Annotated in this window: 13 protein-coding genes; 7 read left to right on the top strand and 6 right to left on the bottom strand. The window is 71.2% G+C overall.

The annotated features are described in order from the left end of the window. Positions 1–61: 61 nt before the first annotated feature. Positions 62–643, top strand: a complete 582-nt coding sequence (locus tag ACFVJQ_RS21040) for a TetR/AcrR family transcriptional regulator (protein ID WP_385513694.1) — start codon at positions 62–64, stop codon at positions 641–643. On the opposite strand, the gene ACFVJQ_RS21035 is transcribed toward ACFVJQ_RS21040, so the two are convergent. The 5 genes from ACFVJQ_RS21035 to ACFVJQ_RS21015 form a co-directional block, all read right to left on the bottom strand. Beyond that, positions 630–1,307: an ATP-binding cassette domain-containing protein gene (locus ACFVJQ_RS21035; protein WP_385513695.1), complete on the bottom strand. Its 678-nt coding sequence runs from the start codon at positions 1,305–1,307 to the stop codon at positions 630–632. The genes ACFVJQ_RS21040 and ACFVJQ_RS21035 overlap by 14 nt on opposite strands. Next, entirely contained in the window at positions 1,304–2,269 is a 966-nt protein-coding gene (locus tag ACFVJQ_RS21030) for an ABC transporter ATP-binding protein (protein WP_385785775.1), read from the bottom strand. The genes ACFVJQ_RS21035 and ACFVJQ_RS21030 overlap by 4 nt, the downstream gene beginning before the upstream one ends. Then, positions 2,259–4,001, bottom strand: a complete 1,743-nt coding sequence (locus tag ACFVJQ_RS21025; protein WP_385785772.1) for an ABC transporter permease subunit — start codon at positions 3,999–4,001, stop codon at positions 2,259–2,261. Before ACFVJQ_RS21025 ends, ACFVJQ_RS21030 begins: the two co-directional genes overlap by 11 nt. Then, on the bottom strand, positions 3,998–5,488 hold the full coding sequence (locus tag ACFVJQ_RS21020; RefSeq protein ID WP_385785769.1) for an ABC transporter substrate-binding protein: 1,491 nt from the start codon (positions 5,486–5,488) through the stop codon (positions 3,998–4,000). The genes ACFVJQ_RS21025 and ACFVJQ_RS21020 overlap by 4 nt, the downstream gene beginning before the upstream one ends. A gap of 133 nt (positions 5,489–5,621) precedes the next feature. Further along, positions 5,622–6,800, bottom strand: coding sequence for a PucR family transcriptional regulator (locus ACFVJQ_RS21015; protein ID WP_385513699.1), 1,179 nt, complete (start codon positions 6,798–6,800; stop codon positions 5,622–5,624). A gap of 164 nt (positions 6,801–6,964) precedes the next feature. On the opposite strand from ACFVJQ_RS21015, the gene ACFVJQ_RS21010 reads away from it, so the two are divergent. The 4 genes from ACFVJQ_RS21010 (at position 6,965) to ACFVJQ_RS20995 (ending at position 11,144) form a co-directional block, all read left to right on the top strand. Continuing rightward, complete coding sequence (locus ACFVJQ_RS21010) at positions 6,965–7,891, top strand: proline dehydrogenase family protein (protein ID WP_385513700.1); 927 nt, start codon at positions 6,965–6,967, stop codon at positions 7,889–7,891. Between the two features lie 253 nt (positions 7,892–8,144). Further along, complete coding sequence (pruA, locus tag ACFVJQ_RS21005) at positions 8,145–9,776, top strand: L-glutamate gamma-semialdehyde dehydrogenase (RefSeq protein WP_385785764.1); 1,632 nt, start codon at positions 8,145–8,147, stop codon at positions 9,774–9,776. 162 nt (positions 9,777–9,938) lie between these two features. Beyond that, the gene (locus ACFVJQ_RS21000) at positions 9,939–10,709 is read left to right on the top strand and encodes an alpha/beta fold hydrolase (protein WP_385785761.1); all 771 of its coding nucleotides are present in this window, start codon (positions 9,939–9,941) and stop codon (positions 10,707–10,709) included. 303 nt (positions 10,710–11,012) lie between these two features. Further along, the gene (locus ACFVJQ_RS20995; RefSeq protein ID WP_018569343.1) at positions 11,013–11,144 is read left to right on the top strand and encodes a hypothetical protein; all 132 of its coding nucleotides are present in this window, start codon (positions 11,013–11,015) and stop codon (positions 11,142–11,144) included. Between the two features lie 52 nt (positions 11,145–11,196). Here the strand turns inward: ACFVJQ_RS20995 and ACFVJQ_RS20990 are convergent, their stop codons facing one another. After that, complete coding sequence (locus tag ACFVJQ_RS20990) at positions 11,197–12,744, bottom strand: purple acid phosphatase family protein (protein ID WP_385785757.1); 1,548 nt, start codon at positions 12,742–12,744, stop codon at positions 11,197–11,199. A 142-nt stretch (positions 12,745–12,886) separates the two neighbouring features. On the opposite strand from ACFVJQ_RS20990, the gene ACFVJQ_RS20985 reads away from it, so the two are divergent. After that, positions 12,887–13,930 carry a 3-isopropylmalate dehydrogenase gene (locus ACFVJQ_RS20985; protein WP_385513704.1) on the top strand — a complete coding sequence of 348 codons (1,044 nt, stop codon included), beginning with the start codon at positions 12,887–12,889 and terminating at the stop codon, positions 13,928–13,930. Positions 13,931–14,218: 288 nt separating this feature from the next. Next, complete coding sequence (locus ACFVJQ_RS20980; RefSeq protein WP_385513705.1) at positions 14,219–15,307, top strand: branched-chain amino acid aminotransferase; 1,089 nt, start codon at positions 14,219–14,221, stop codon at positions 15,305–15,307. The last annotated feature ends 193 nt before the right edge of the window (positions 15,308–15,500 follow it).

Below are 15,500 nucleotides of genomic sequence, written 5' to 3'. Positions count from 1 at the left end.
AAACGCTTGTCTATGACGCTTGTTTAATACGGTCGTACAGAGCGGCGATACGCTGGGTTGCATGGGACACCGTGAGGATCTGCTCGAAGGCGCCAAGCGCTGCTTGCTCGCCAAGGGCTTCGTGCGCACGACGGCGCGTGACATCGTCAAGGAGTCGGGGACCAACCTGGCGTCGATCGGCTACCACTACGGCTCGAAGGACGCGCTGCTGGCGCAGGCGTACGTCGAGATGGTGGAAGGGATCTCCGACGCGTTCGTGGGCGCCGGGGGAGAGCTCCGCGGCGAGCCCGGCTCGCTCGAGCGGTTCGCCGAGGTGTGGTCGAACATCATCGGAACCATGCGGGACCCCGGCTCGCTGTGGCGGCTCAGCATGGAGATCGTGGTCATGGGCGACCAACTGCCCGAAGTGCGGGAGCACCTGGCGCGGGCCCAGCGGGAGGGCGCGCGCGGAATCGTCACGATCTTCCACGGCGGGCGCGAGGAGGACCTCTCCGAGGAGACCGTGGACACCCTCGGCTCCTTCTACCTGACCCTGATGATGGGCCTCATGGCGCAGTGGACCTTCGATCCGAAGAGCGCGCCCGAGGCGGAGCAGCTGACGGAAGGGCTGCGCCAGGTGATCGAGGGCGTCAGGCGCAGCTGATCCGCCCGTTCCGCATCTCCAGCACCCGGTCCGCGAAGTGCCGTACGACCGCCTGGTCGTGGCAGATGAACAGGTAGCCGAGACCGAGGTCGTCCCGGAGGTCGGCGAGCAGGTTCAGCACACCGGCTCGGACGGATGGGTCCAAGGCGGAGACCGGCTCGTCGAGGACCAGCAGGCGCGGCTCGGAGGCCAACGCGCGGGCGATGCCGGCGCGCTGGCACTGGCCGCCGGAGAGCTCGTGCGGGTGCCGGTCGCCGTACGACGGGTCGAGGCCGACGCGGTCGAGGAGTTCGGCGACGCGGGCGGGACCGTCGGTGGCGGTCCAGCGGCCCTGGACCTTCAGAGGTTCGGCCACGGCATCGCGGATGCGGTGGCGCGGGCTCAACGACCCGTACGGGTCCTGGAAGACAGGCTGCATGCGCGGGCGCAGCGGGCGCAGCTCGCGTTCGGTCAGCGACGTCAACTCCCTGCCTTCGAAACGGACTTCGCCGGCGTCCGGGCGGCGCAGCTGGAGCACGGCCATGGCCGACGAGGACTTGCCGCAGCCGGAAGGGCCGTTCAGGGCGAGGGTCTCGCCCGCGTCCAGGGTGAAGGAGACGCCGTCGACGGCGGTGAAGTCGCCGTAGCGGACGACGAGTTCGCGGACCTCGAGCAGGGGGCTCATGCGGGCTGCTTCTCCTGGAACAGGTCGATCGCGGGATGCGGGACGTCGTCCGCGCGGTGGCAGGCCACCAGCCGGTCGTCCAGTGGGCGGGGCTCCGGCTCCTCGTTGCGGCAGCGGTCGGTGGCGAGCGGGCAGCGCGGGGCGAACGCGCAGCCCGCCGGAAGTGCGCCCGGCGCGGGCGGAGTGCCGGGGAGCGCGGGCAGGCGGCGCAGGCCGCGCGCGTTCTGCGGGAGCGAGGCCAGCAGACCCGCCGTGTACGGCGCCCGGGGCCGGGACAGCACATCCTGCACCCGGCCGGCTTCGACCGCGCGTCCCGCGTACATCACCAGCACCCGGTCCGCGTGGTCCCGTACGACGTCCATGTCGTGCGTGACCAGGACGAGCGCGGCGCCGACCGCCTCGCGCCGCTCGCCGAGCACCCGCAGCACCTGCTCCTGACGCTCCGCGTCCAGCGCGGAGGTCGGTTCGTCGGCGACCACGACATCGGGCTCGTTGATCGTCGCCATCGCTATGACCGCCCGCTGCCGCATGCCGCCGGAGTACTCGTGCGGATACGCCCGTGCCGTGCGGGCGGCGTCCGGAATGCCCACCCGGTCCAGGGCGGCGACCGCCCGGGCCCGGGCCTCCTTGCGGGAGACGCGCTGCACCGACCGTACGGCGGCGGCGAGTTGGTCGCCCACCGGGTGCACGGGGGAGAGCGCGGACAGGGCGTCCTGCGGGACCAGGGCGATACGGCGGCCACGCTCCGCCGACAGGTCCGGCCGTATCGTCCCGCCGACGGTCGCGCCCCGCGGCACCATTCCCAGCAGCGCACGGGCGGTCAGGGACTTGCCCGCGCCGGACTCGCCGACCACGGCGAGGACTTCGCGGGGGCGGACGTCGAAGGACAGGCCGCGTACGGCCTCGACACCGTCGAAGGCGATCCGCAGATCGCGCACCGAGAGCAGCACGTCAGACGGCAACGGGCACCTCCTTCAGGGCAGGGGCGGCTTTACGGACGCGCCTGCGCCCGCTCGTGTACGCCGCTCCCGACACCGCCAGCGCCGCCAGCAGTGCCAGCGCGACGGCCGGGGCGAGGGCGGCCCACGGGGCGCGTTCCACATAGGCGCGGGACTCGTCGAGCAGCAGGCCCCACTCGGGGGCGGGCGGCTGGGCGCCCAGGCCCAGAAAGCCCAGGGAGGCCAGCGCAAGGGCGATACCGGGCAGCCGCAGCAGCGCATGCCGGGCGACGGGCCCGGCGACGGACGGAAGCACATGCCGGGTGAGGATCCACCACGGCGTTGCACCGATGGCCCGTTGGGCGGTCAGGAACGCCGACGCCCGCACCTCCTGCACCAGCGCCGCCGCGTGCGCGGACAACGCAGGCCAGGACAGCAGGGTGACCGCGAGGGTGGCACCGCCGGTGCCGGGGCCCACGACCGCCGCGACCAGGATGCCGACGATCACCGGAGGCAGGGCGTTGGCGATGTCGGCGGCGCCGGACGCCACGCCCGGCAGGAAACCGAGGGCCAGCGCGATCAGCAGGCCGAGGAGGCAGACGGCCGCCGCCGTGCCGACGGTCGAGGCGGCTCCGTGCCCGAGCCGGGCGAGGACGTCCCGGCCGAGACCGTCGGTGCCGAGGGGGTGCGCCCAGGAAGGGGACGCCAGGCGGGCCGTGGTGTTCACGGCGTACGGGTCGCGCAGCAGGCCCCAGCCGATGGTCACGGCGAGGACGGCGAGCAGGGTCGACGGAACCGCCGGGTGGGTACGGACCGGCCGGGCCGGAGGCAGCGCCAGACCGGCATCGCGCAGGGCCGGGCCCAGCAGCCGGCGCCGGACCAGCGCCGCCAGCACGCCCGTGACCAGGCCGAGGAGCAGCAGGGCGAGAACCGAGCCCTGAAGCAGCGGCAGATCCTGCGACTTGGCCGCACCGAGCGCCGCACGGCCGATGCCGGGAACCGCGAACACCGTCTCCACCGCGACCGCGCCACCGGTCAGCCCGACGGCCGCCATCCCGAACTGCGGTACCAGCGGCGGCAGTACGCGCCGCAGCGCCGCCGCCGAGATCCGCGCACGGCCGACCCCCGCACCCCGCCACAGCTCCACCCACCGCTCGTCGAGCACGGCGGGCAGCGCATCCGCGACCAGCCGGCCGAGCAGGCCGCCCGCCGGGACGCCGAGCGCGATCGCGGGCAGGACCATGTTCTCCGGTCCCTGCCAGCCGGACGTCGGCAGCCACCCCAGCCACACCCCGCACACCAGCAGCGCGACGGTGGCCAGCAGGAACTCCGGCACGGCGGCCAGCATCGCGGCGAACCCGCCGGCCGACCCCCGGCCGCGTACCAGCACCGGCGCCACCAGCGCGGCGGCCAGCAGCACGGCCACCGCGAGCGCCACGCCCATCAGGGCCAGCGACACCTGGAGCCCGGCCGTGACCGACGGCAGGACGTCCGTGCCCGACACCCAGGAGGTGCCGAGGTCACCGCGCAGCAGGCCGCCGGCCCACTTCCCCAGCAGGGAAAGGGGACCGGCGTCCAGACCGAGGTCCCGCCGTACGGCGTCCAGGGCCTCCTCGGTCGGCTCCTGCTCGGCGGAGCGGGCACGCAGGACCGTCAGCGCGGGGTCCTTGCCGGAGAGCCAGGGCAGCAGGCCGACGGCGGCGACGACGGCGACGAGACACAGGGCGCGGGTCAACCCCGCGACATTGGGCTTCACTTGACGTATGTGTCCGCCGTGACCAGCTCGCGCTCACGGGGGTCGTGCGCGGCGCCGACGACCTCGGCGGCGTCGCCCTGGATCACGCGCTCGTGCAGCATCGGGATCGCCGCGTCGGTGCCGAGCACGGCGGCCTCGGCCTCGATGACGGCCTTGCGGCGCGCGTCGCCGACGGCGGTCTCGCCCGCCTTCTGCAGCGCCTTGTCCACGGAGGAGTCGGCGAGTTGGGAGATGTTGAAGGAGCCGTCGGAGGCGAAGTCGCTGTAGAGGTACGCGGCCGGGTCGCCGGAGTCGAGGACCGTCGCCCGGGACAGGATGAACGCGTCGAACTCGCCCGCGAGCGCGTCGGACTCGATGTTGGCGTACTCGCGGACGTCCAGCTTCACCTTGAACCCGGCCTTCTGGAGCTGCTGTTGCAGTGCCGCCGCGACCTCGGGCAGCTCGGCGCGGTCGGTGAAGGTGCCGACGGTGATGGTCTCGCCGTCCGCCTTCCCGGGCTTGGCCCGCTCGACACCGGTCCGCAGGCCGGCCGCCCACGGCAGCGCCGGGCCGAGCAGCCCCTCGGCGACATCGGCGCGCCCCTCGTACACGCCCTTCACGATCGACTCCGCGTCGATCGCCTCGCGGGCGGCGGCACGCAGCGAGGCGTCCTTGAAGACGCCCTTCTCGGTGTTGAGGTACAGGGTGTTGGTGCGCGGCATCGGGACCTCCGCAATCAGGTCCTGGTCGAGCACCGCGGCCTGCGAGACGGGTATCGCCTCGACGATGTCGGCCTCCCCGCTGCGCAGGGCCGCCGCGCGGGCGGTGCCGTCCGGCACGAACTTCACGTCGATTCCAGGGGCCTTGGCCTTCTGCCCCCAGTAGTCGTCGTACCGGTCGAGGGTGGCGGAGGAGGTGCCGTTGACCTTGGTCAGCTCGAAGGGGCCGGTGCCGGCGCCGACGGGGTTGACGGTCTTCCCCTTGTACGCCTTCGCCGCGAGGATCGACAGCTGGGGCGAGCTGAGCCGCTGCGGGACGAGCGGGTCCTCGGTGGCCGTGGTGACGGTGACCTTGTCCTCCCCGTCGGCCTTCGCCGTCAGCTCGACGCCGTCGAGGATGCGCGGTTTGGGGGCGGCGGTGGCCGCCTTGGTGAGGGAGTTGACGACGGCTTGGGCGGTGAGATCGGTGCCGTCGTGGAAGGTGACGCCGTCGCGGATGGTGAAGGTCCAGGTCCTGCCGGACTGCATCCACTCGGTGGCGAGGGCGGGCAGCGCGTCGCCCTCCGCGTCCAGCTTCACCAGGGTCTCGGCGGTGGACCAACGCGACAGCTTGAACGCGTCGTCGGAGAGCGGCGAGAGGCCCGAGCGCGGCGGCTGCATATGGGCGACGCGGATGCGCTTGCCCTCGGCGGTGCCCGAGCCGGAACCGGTGGACGCGAAGCAGCCGGTGAGCAGGGAGGAGGCCGCGGTGACCGCAGTGAGGGACAGGAAGCGGGCGGGGAGGCGCACGGGAACACTCCGGGTAAGCGCAAGGGCAAAGGTTGAGCGTTTGATGACCGTAGCATGATGACAATCGTTTTCAAATCCTGTTTGATCACGCTCGAGCAGGCTTCGGTCATCGCCGCCGTGTGCTTCCGTAAGGTCAGAGCCGAGCGCCTTTGAGCGCCATGTGCAGCAGCAGCCGGTCCTCGCCGTCGTCCAGGTCCAGGCCGGTCAACTGCTCGACCCGGGACAGGCGGTAGTACAGCGTCTGACGGTGGACGCCCAGCTCGGCGGCCGTGCGGCCGGCCTGGCCCGCGCAGTCGAGAAAGACCTCGGCGGTGCGGGCCAGTTCGCGGTGGGCCGGGGCGAGCAGCGGGGACACTGCGGGGTCGTGGGCCGCGTCCGGGGGGAGCGTGGTCAGCACGCGGTACGGGCCGATGCCGGACCACTCGGCCACCGGGCCCAGGCGGGGCTCGGCCAGTGCGGCGCGGGCCGCGGCCGAGGCCTGCTGCCAGGCGGTACCCAGCTCGGCGAGGCCGGTGAGCGGCTCACCGACGCCGGCCCGCGCCCCCTCCCGCAGTAGCCGGGACGCCGCCGTCAGCGCCGGCGAGCGGACGTCCGTCGAGCGTAGCCGCACCAGCACCGCCAGGCTCTGCCCCGTCGTACCCCACGGCACCGTGCACAGGGCCGTCGTGTGCGGCACCGCACGGGCCGACGGCGCGTCGTCGGGGTCGGCCGACGGCCAGGGAGCGACGCACACCAGGGCGTGCAGGCCCTCACCGCGCGGACCCAGAGCCGTCCGCAACGCGGCCACCGCCATGTCGCGCTGCCAGCCGCGTTCCGCCGTGAGGGCCGTACGGAACTCCCGGGTCAGATCCGCCCCGGCCTGTGCCTCGTCCGCGAGCAGCGCCCCGATCCGGCCGGTCACCTCCATGGCGGCGGTCAGCTGTGCGTCGGTGGGCCCTGGCTCGCTGTCGAGCAGCCAGACGTAGCCCAGCACCACACCGCGATGGCGTACCGGCAGACAGATCCGCCCCCGGTACACCCCGGCCTCCGGGGTGGGCGGGATGCGGACCGGTCTCGTGGCCCGGGTGATGCCGAAGCCCTCGAACCACGTCCGGACGGCCGCCGTGGAGCGCCGGGTCAGGATCGAGCGGGCGCGCACCGGGTCCAGGGCCGACGCGTCGAGGTCGCCCTCGCTGTCGTAGGCACCGAAGGCGATCAGCTCGAAGTCGCGGTTCTCCAGCGTCGCGGGGGCGCCCAAGAGCTCGGAGATCTCGTCGACCAGCTCCTGGTAGTCACCCTCGTAACCCGACGTCACCCGGGCATTCTGCCGCATTTCCCGGCAGCCTTCATACATCTGTCTGAGATCTGTGGCACGGATGCGTGACAGCTGTCGATGGCCGACGATCGGAGGGATCCTTAGGTTTCACGGTGGTTCTCCGTGCCGTACCCGAATGGTCGGGTATCGGCCTTGTGTTGGTTGTTTCCTGGAGGTGCCCCGTGCTGGGTCCCGTGATTCTCGCCGCGTCGCGCAGCGACCGGATGCGACGCCTGATCTCGGCGGCCCCGGTGACGAAACAGGTCGTCGACCGTTTCATCCCCGGCGAGACGGTGGACGACATCGTCCCGATCGTTCAGGACCTCAGCGCCAAGGGCCTCGAGCTGACCATGGACGTCGTCGGCGAGGACATCACCACCCGCGAACAGGCTGCCGCCGCACGCGACGCCTACCTGGAGCTGGTCGACCGGCTCAAGCCGCTGGAGCTCGGCGAGAAGGTCGAGATGTCGGTGAAGCTGTCGATGTTCGGCCAGGCGCTGGACGGCGGGCACGAGCTCGCGCTCGCCAACGTCCGCCCGGTCGTCGAGGCCGCCGCGGAGATCGGCACCACGGTCACCCTGGACGCGGAGGACCACACCACCCTCGACTCGATGTTCGCCATCCACGACGAGCTGCGCCTGGACTTCCCGCAGACCGGCTGCGTCATCCAGGCCTACCTCTTCCGCACCGAGGCCGACGCCCGCCGCCTCGCGGCGAACGGCAGCCGCGTCCGCCTCGTCAAGGGCGCCTACAAGGAGCCCGCCGAGGTCGCCTACCAGCAGAAGCACGAGATCGACAAGGCGTACGTCCGGATCCTGCGGACGCTGATGGAGGGAGAGGGGTACCCGATGATCGGGTCCCACGACCCGCGCCTGATCTCCATCGCCCAGGAGCTCGCCCGGCGCGCCGGGCGCAAGCTCGACGAGTACGAGTTCCAGATGCTGTACGGCATCCGCAGCGAGGAGCACCTGCGGCTGGTCGCCGAGGGACACCGCATGCGGGTCTACACGGCGTACGGCACCGACTGGTACGGCTACTTCATGCGGCGCCTCGCGGAGAAGCCCGCCAACCTGCGCTTCTTCGTCCGCTCGATGGCCAGCAAGGGGTGATGCGCTGGATGAGCCGCGGTTGTCGGCTGCCGAGAAGCGTTCGGAAGCCGACAGCCGCCGCCCCGCGGCCGGCTGAGCCGGACCCGGTTCCGCGGAAAGGAGTTACGCAACCCGTGACTCCGCCCCCGAGGGGGCTTCTCACGAGCCCGCCGAGGCGAGTTCGTGACGGTCAAGCCCTGACCGCTGCTCACCATACGTAACCGCTTCAGCTCCCCCCGGCTGAAGCCCGGGAATCACTCGGAAGAGGTAACCCATGGACGCTGTGACCCAGGTCCCCACCCCCGTCAACGAGCCGGTGCACGGCTACGCCCCCGGCTCGCCCGAGCGTGCCCGGCTGGAGGCCAGGCTCAAGGAGCTGGCCGAGAACCCGATCGACCTGCCGATGACCATCGGCGGTGAGAAGCGGATGGGCGGCGGTGAGGCCTTCCAGGTCGTCCAGCCGCACAACCACAAGGCCGTCCTCGGCACGTACCGCAACGCCACCCAGCAGGACGCGCAGGACGCCATCGACGCGGCCCTCGCCGCCGCGCCGGCCTGGCGTGCGATGTCCTTCGACGACCGCGCCGCGATCATCCTGCGCGCGGCCGAGCTGCTGGCCGGCCCGTGGCGCGAGACGCTGGCCGCCTCCACCATGCTGGGCCAGTCCAAGACCGCGCAGCAGGCCGAGATCGACACCCCCTGCGAGCTGATCGACTTCTGGCGCTTCAATGTCGCCTACGCCCGCCAGATCCTGGCCGAGCAGCCCCCGGCCAACTCGCCGGGCGTGTGGAACCGGCTCGACCACCGCCCGCTGGAGGGCTTCGTCTACGCGATCACGCCGTTCAACTTCTCGGCGATCGCGGGCAACCTGCCGACGGCCCCGGCTCTCATGGGCAACGTCGTCGTGTGGAAGCCGTCCCCGACCCAGACCCACGCCGCCGTGCTGCTGATGCAGCTGCTGGAGGAGGCCGGTCTGCCCAAGGGCGTGATCAACCTCGTCACCGGCGACGGCATCGAGGTCTCCAAGGTCGCGCTCGAGCACCGCGACCTCGCCGGCATCCACTTCACGGGCTCGACCAAGACCTTCCAGTACCTGTGGAAGACGGTCGGCGCCAACATCGAGAAGTACCGCTCCTACCCGCGCATCGTCGGCGAGACCGGCGGCAAGGACTTCCTGGTCGCCCACCCGTCGGCCGACCGCGCCGTGCTCAAGACGGCGTTGACCCGGGGTGCCTTCGAGTACCAGGGCCAGAAGTGCTCCGCCACCTCCCGGGCGTACATCCCGGCGTCGATCTGGAACTCCGGCTTCAAGGAGGAGTTCGCCGCCGAGGTCGACTACCTCACCATGGGTGATGTCACCGACCTCGCCAACTTCATGGGCGCCGTCATCGACGAGCGCGCCTTCGCCAAGAACAAGAACGCGATCGACCGCGCCAAGTCGGACCCGGCCTGCACGATCGTCGCGGGCGGCTCCTACGACGACTCGGTCGGCTACTTCGTCCGCCCGACGGTCATCGAGTGCACCGACCCGGAGAACGAGGTCTTCACCACCGAGTACTTCGGCCCGATCCTCGCCGTGCACGTCTACGAGGACGACAAGTACGAGGAGATGCTGACCCAGATGGAGTCGGTGTCCGCCTACGCGCTCACCGGTTCGGTCATCTCGGGCGACCGCGCGGCGGCGGCGTACACGATGGACAAGCTCCGCTACGCGGCCGGCAACTTCTACATCAACGACAAGTCGACCGGCGCCGTCGTCGGCCAGCAGCCCTTCGGCGGTGGCCGCGCGTCCGGCACCAACGACAAGGCCGGCGCACCGCAGAACCTGATGCGCTGGACCCTGACCCGCGCCATCAAGGAGACGCTGGTCCCGCCGACCGACTACACCTACCCGCACATGGGCTGACGCCCAGCCCCTGAGAACTCCGCCCCCGCTCCGGAACCCCCCTCCGGAACGGGGGCGGTTTCCATGCAGACTGGCGTCCATGACGGGGACGTGGGCCATCACCACTGACGACGGCGTACGACTGTGGGCGAGCCGGTCGGGCCGGGGCGAGCCGCTGGTGCTGTGCCACGGCGGACCGGCCTGTGGGACATGTTCGAGGACGTGGCGGAGCTGCTCGCGGACCTGGCCACGGCGGTCCGCTGGGACCAGCGCGGCTGCGGGCGCTCGCAGCGGTGCGCGGGCCCGTGGACGACCGACCGCTTCGTGGCGGATCTGGACGCCGTACGACGCCACTTCGGCCTGAGCCGCATGGCCCTGCTCGGCCACTCCTGGGGCGCACAACTGGCGCTCGGCTATGCCCTCGCCCACCCGGAGCGGGTCAGCGCGCTGGTGTACGTCGCCGGCACGGGCATCGACCCGGACGCCGACTGGCACCCGGCGTACAAGGCGAACTTCCGCGCCCGGCTCGGCGAGCGCCCCGAACGCCTCGCTCGCTGGCAGGAGTTGACGGACCGCCCGCAACTGACCGAGGCGGAGGACCGGGAACGGGCGGTGCTGCAGTGGTCCGCCGAGTTCGCGGACCGCGCACGGGACCTGGAGCACGCCCGCCGAATGGCCGATCCCTGGTTCGGCGTCAACACCGACTGCAACAAGGCCCTCAACGCCGAACGCAGACGCGCCTGGGGCACCGCGGAGCTGCACGCCGCCTGCCGGGAGCTCGACCTGCCCGTCCTCATCCTCGACGGCGCCCACGACGTCCGTCCACGTTCGGCCGTGGACTCACTGGAACGGGCGCTGCCGCGCGTGCACCGCGTGGTATTGCCGGATGCCGGGCACCTGCCGTGGGTGGAGGATCCGCAGGGCTTCCGGGGGGCGGTGGCGGACGTGCTGTGAACGGCTCACGGAACGGAGGGGTCCGCCGCGCTGATCCCTGACGGACGCGAAGAGCGGTAAAGCCCAGCTCACGGCCGTGTGACGTACTCCACCGTCTCAGATAGTAGGAAGCCCAAGTAATTGTGGAGACAGACGCTCCGTCCTCGCTTAGCTTTGTAGGAGCCGAACGTCTCGCTCGATCCAGCGAATGGCGGTCGTGAGCCGGGCCCCGTGCAGGCAACCCCTGCGGCACCGCTCCCCGCCCCATCCGGCGTCTCGTTACCCCCTGCCGCACTCCAGGATTCTCGAAGGAGTCGATTCCCCATGGCCGAGACGACCGTCCGCCGCCGAGTCCGCCACGCCTCCCGCACGAGCGAGTCCGACCGCAAAAACGCCGCCGCAGCCCTCCAGCGCGCCCTCGACCGCCGCGACAACGGCGGCGAGACCGGCCACTGAAGGGCCGGCCCACAGACCGGGAGCCGCACCCGCCGGGGTGCGGCGCGGACCTCTACCCTCCGCGCCGCACCTCGAAATAGTCGATGCGCTCACCGCTCGAGGCGAGCGCCGACACCTTCAGCCTCGGAGCCGTACCCGCCTCCGCCTCCACGGAGAGGAGCGAGAAGCCCCGGTACCGTACCCGCGACCACTCCACCGTCTCCGCCTTCGCGAGCCGCGACCTGGTCCACTGGAAGGTGGTCACGGAGTCCTCGTCGGCGACCCGGCCCTCGTAACTCTCCTTCACGCCCGCCGGAAAGCCGTACAGGTCCTTGCCGCCGCCGCCCGCCGTGACGTACACGATCCCGTCCCGCCTCGGGTCCGTCGACGCGCCGATCGGCACCGGCTTGCCCACCCGGCCGTCCCTGACCGCGTCGGTCCGCTCGTAGACGTGGTTGTGCCCGTTGATGACGAGATCCACCTGGTGCTTGGTGAACAGCGGCACCCACTCCGCGCGCACCCCGCCGTCGGAGGCGTGCGTGGACGTGGAGTACGCGCAGTGGTGGAAGAAGACCACCACGAAGTCCACGGTCTTGCGCAGCTCGCCGAGCTTCCTGTCCAGCCACTCGGTCTGCCGGCCGTCCGTGTGGCCCAGGTTGGCGGGGATCTCGTACGACACGTCGTTCGCGTCCAGCGCCACGACACCGACGTTGCCGTAGGTGAACGCGTACACGCCCGGCGCCCTGCGCGGGTCGAAGCCGTTGTCCGGCAGGGAGAAACGGGCGAGTTGGCCGCCGTAGCCGTCGGGGGAGTACCAGGCCTCCATGTCGTGGTTGCCGGTCGTCACCATCCACGGCACCGACTTCGCCACCGGCTCGGTCTGCTGCATGAACAGGTCCCAGTGCGTGGGGTCGTACGCGTCCGAATCCTTGCCCCGGCCGGTGGGGTTGGCGTAGCAGATGTCGCCGGCGTGGAGGTGGAAGGCGGGCTTCTGGCGCAGCAGCAGCTTGTCGTTGAGGGCCGCGGCCTCGCCGACGCCCTGGTCGCCGAAGGCGGTGAAGACAAACGAGCGCGCCTTCGCCGGTGCCGTGCGGAACGAGCCGATGGTGGAACGGCGTTCGGGCGAGGCGGGGTCGAAACCGTCGTGACCGACGCCGTAGTAGTACGTCGTGCCGGGGAGGAGGGCGTCCAGGGCGGCGTGCACGTAGTACTGCTCGACTGCCGCGCGCACGCCCTGCACCTGAGGCGTGTGCAGGTCGCGTACCTCGGCCTCGATCCTGCGGCCCAGGTCGTCGGGGCGGACACCGATCCGGACGTACGGCCTGCGCACCGCGGCGGGCACCTGCCAGGAGATCCGCATCTGGGTCTTCGGGTCGGCGCCGAACGCGAGATGGCGGCCGAAGGGGGCGACGGCGGCACCCGGTGCGCGAGAGGCGGTCGGGCTCGGTGTCGTCCGCGTCGACCCCGACCCCGAGCAGCCGGTCAGCAGTCCGCCCGCCACCGCGCCCGCCGTCACCAGGGTGCGGCGCCGGACGACCTTGGTGTGCAGGTACTCGTACTGCTCCGCCATGCTCATCCGGCGGGCGAGCTGCGGCGGAATGCCGACATCAGGGGTCTCCATGCGGGTGAACTTCCCAGCACACCCCAACACCCGTCATACGTACGGGTGAACGGGCGGCGACACGATGATGCCGTCGCCCGTCGGGGTGTCCGTATCGCGGACGCCCCGTGTCATTCCATGGGACGAGGAGTACGGTATCCGTATGTCTCGCAGCATCAATCTCGCAGTGATCCCCGGTGACGGCATCGGCCAGGAGGTCGTGGCCGAAGGCCTGAAGGTCCTCTCCGCCGTCCTCCCGCAGGATGTGAAGCTGGAGACCAAGGAGTACGACTTCGGCGCCCAGCGCTACCACGCCACCGGTGAGACCCTCACCGACGCCGACCTCGACGACCTCAAGAAGCACGACGCCATCCTGCTGGGCGCGATCGGCGACCCGAGCGTCCCCTCCGGCGTCCTGGAGCGCGGCTTCCTGCTCAAGCTCCGCTTCGCCTTCGACCACCACGTCAACCTGCGTCCGTCGAAGCTGCTCCCCGGCGTCGCCACCCCGCTCGCCGGCCAGCCGGAGATCGACTTCGTCGTGGTCCGCGAGGGCACCGAGGGCCCGTACACCGGCAACGGCGGCACCATCCGCAAGGGCACCCCTCACGAGGTCGCCACCGAGGTGTCCGTCAACACGGCCTACGGCGTCGAGCGCGTCGTCCGTGACGCCTTCGCCCGCGCCCAGGCCCGCTCCCGCAAGAAGCTCACGCTGGTCCACAAGAACAACGTGCTCACCTTCGCGGGCCACCTGTGGACGAACATCTTCAACAAGGTGGCCGAGGAGTACCCCGAGGTCACCACCGAGTACATCCACGTCGACGCGGCCACCATCTACCTGGTCACCCAGCCCGAGCGCTTCGACGTCATCGTCACCGACAACCTCTTCGGCGACATCATCACCGACCTCGCCGCGGCCGTCTCCGGCGGCATCGGCGTCGCGGCCTCCGGCAACATCAACCCGTCCGGGGAGTTCCCGTCGATGTTCGAGCCCGTGCACGGCTCGGCGCCCGACATCGCCGGCCAGGGCAAGGCCGACCCCACCGCCACGGTCCTGTCCGTCGCCCTGCTGCTGCGTCACCTCGGCCACGAGTCCGAGGCGACCCGGATCGAGGACGCGGTCTCCGCCGACCTCGCGGACCGCGTCGGCAAGCCGGCCCGCAGCACCTCCGAGATCGGCGACGCGCTCGCCGTACGAGTAGCCGGCTGACCCGCGCCACTCGAAATCTCGCAGATCACGTAGATACCGCAGATCACGCAGATCTTTCGAAGGCCGCCGGGTCGCAATCCGCTCCCGGCGGCTTTTCTCTGTCTCCGCCGGGTGCGACCATCAACCCTGGGCCGCATTTCACGCCATTGTTCGTCCACGGCAACCCGCGCGCGATAATCGAACGCGGAGCCGCGGAATGAGGGAATGCTCGGACGTCCTAGCACTGGCCACTGGCAGTACGGGGCGTGAGCGCGGCCCGTCACTACAACCGGTGAAGGACAACCACTCATGACGACGCCCACGATCGAGCTCAAGCCCTCCGCCAACCCGCTCTCCGATGCGGAGCGCGAGGCGATCCTCGCCAACCCCGGCTTCGGCCGCCACTTCACCGACCACATGGTCACCATCAAGTGGACCGAGGGCCGCGGCTGGCACGACGGACAGCTCGTCCCGTACGCGCCGATCTCCCTCGACCCCGCCACGACCGTCCTGCACTACGCGCAGGAGATCTTCGAGGGCCTCAAGGCCTACCGGCAGCCCGACGGCTCGGTCGCCACCTTCCGCCCGGACCAGAACGCGCTGCGCTTCCAGCGCTCCGCCCGCCGGCTCGCGATGCCCGAACTGCCGGTCGAGACGTTCATCGAGGCCTGTGACGTGCTGGTCCGGCAGGACAAGGCGTGGGTCCCGGCGCACGGCGGCGAGGAGTCCCTCTACCTGCGCCCGTTCATGATCGCCACCGAGGTCGGCCTCGGCGTGAAGCCCGCCAACGAGTATCTCTTCCTGGTCATCGCCTCCCCGGCCGGCGCCTACTTCCCCGGCGGCGTCAAGCCGGTCTCCATCTGGGTCTCCGAGGACCGCGTCCGCGCCGTCCCCGGCGGCATGGGCGACGCCAAGACCGGCGGAAACTACGCCGCGTCCCTCCTCGCCCAGGCCGAGGCCGCCGCCAAGGGCTGCGACCAGGTCTGCTACCTCGACGCGGTCGAGCACAAGTGGGTCGAGGAACTCGGCGGCATGAACCTGTACTTCGTGTACGGCGACCGCATCGTCACGCCGTCTCTGACGGGCTCCATCCTGGAGGGCGTCACCCGCGACAGCCTGCTCACCGTCGCCCGTGACCTCGGCTACGAGGCCGAGGAGGGCCGCGTCTCCGTCGACCAGTGGCAGCGCGACACCGAGAACGGCACCCTCACCGAGGTCTTCGCCTGCGGCACGGCCGCCGTCATCACCCCGGTCGGCACGGTCAAGCGCGACGGTGCCGAGTGGCAGCACTCCGAGGGCGAGCCCGGCAAGGCCACGCTGCGGCTCCGCCAGGCGCTCCTCGACATCCAGCGGGGCACTGCCGTGGACCAGCACGGGTGGATGCATTTGCTCGGCTGACGGTGTGTTTCGCTCCCCGGCGTTTGGTCCGCACCCGGCGTGGGTGTGGGCCTCGCTGGGGGCTGCCGCCCCCAGGCCCCCGCTTCGGCCCTGAACGGGCCTCGTCCTCAAACTCCCCCAGAGGGGGGCACCCCAACGGGCTGCGTGATGCCGGCCTGCGTCCATGCGGCATCCGTCAGATTGTTTGAGCGAT

Origin of the sequence: Streptomyces sp. NPDC127197, from assembly GCF_042672405.1 — a bacterium.
Taxonomy (GTDB): domain Bacteria; phylum Actinomycetota; class Actinomycetes; order Streptomycetales; family Streptomycetaceae; genus Streptomyces; species Streptomyces flavusporus.
This window is presented reverse-complemented; position numbering and strand designations above follow the sequence as displayed.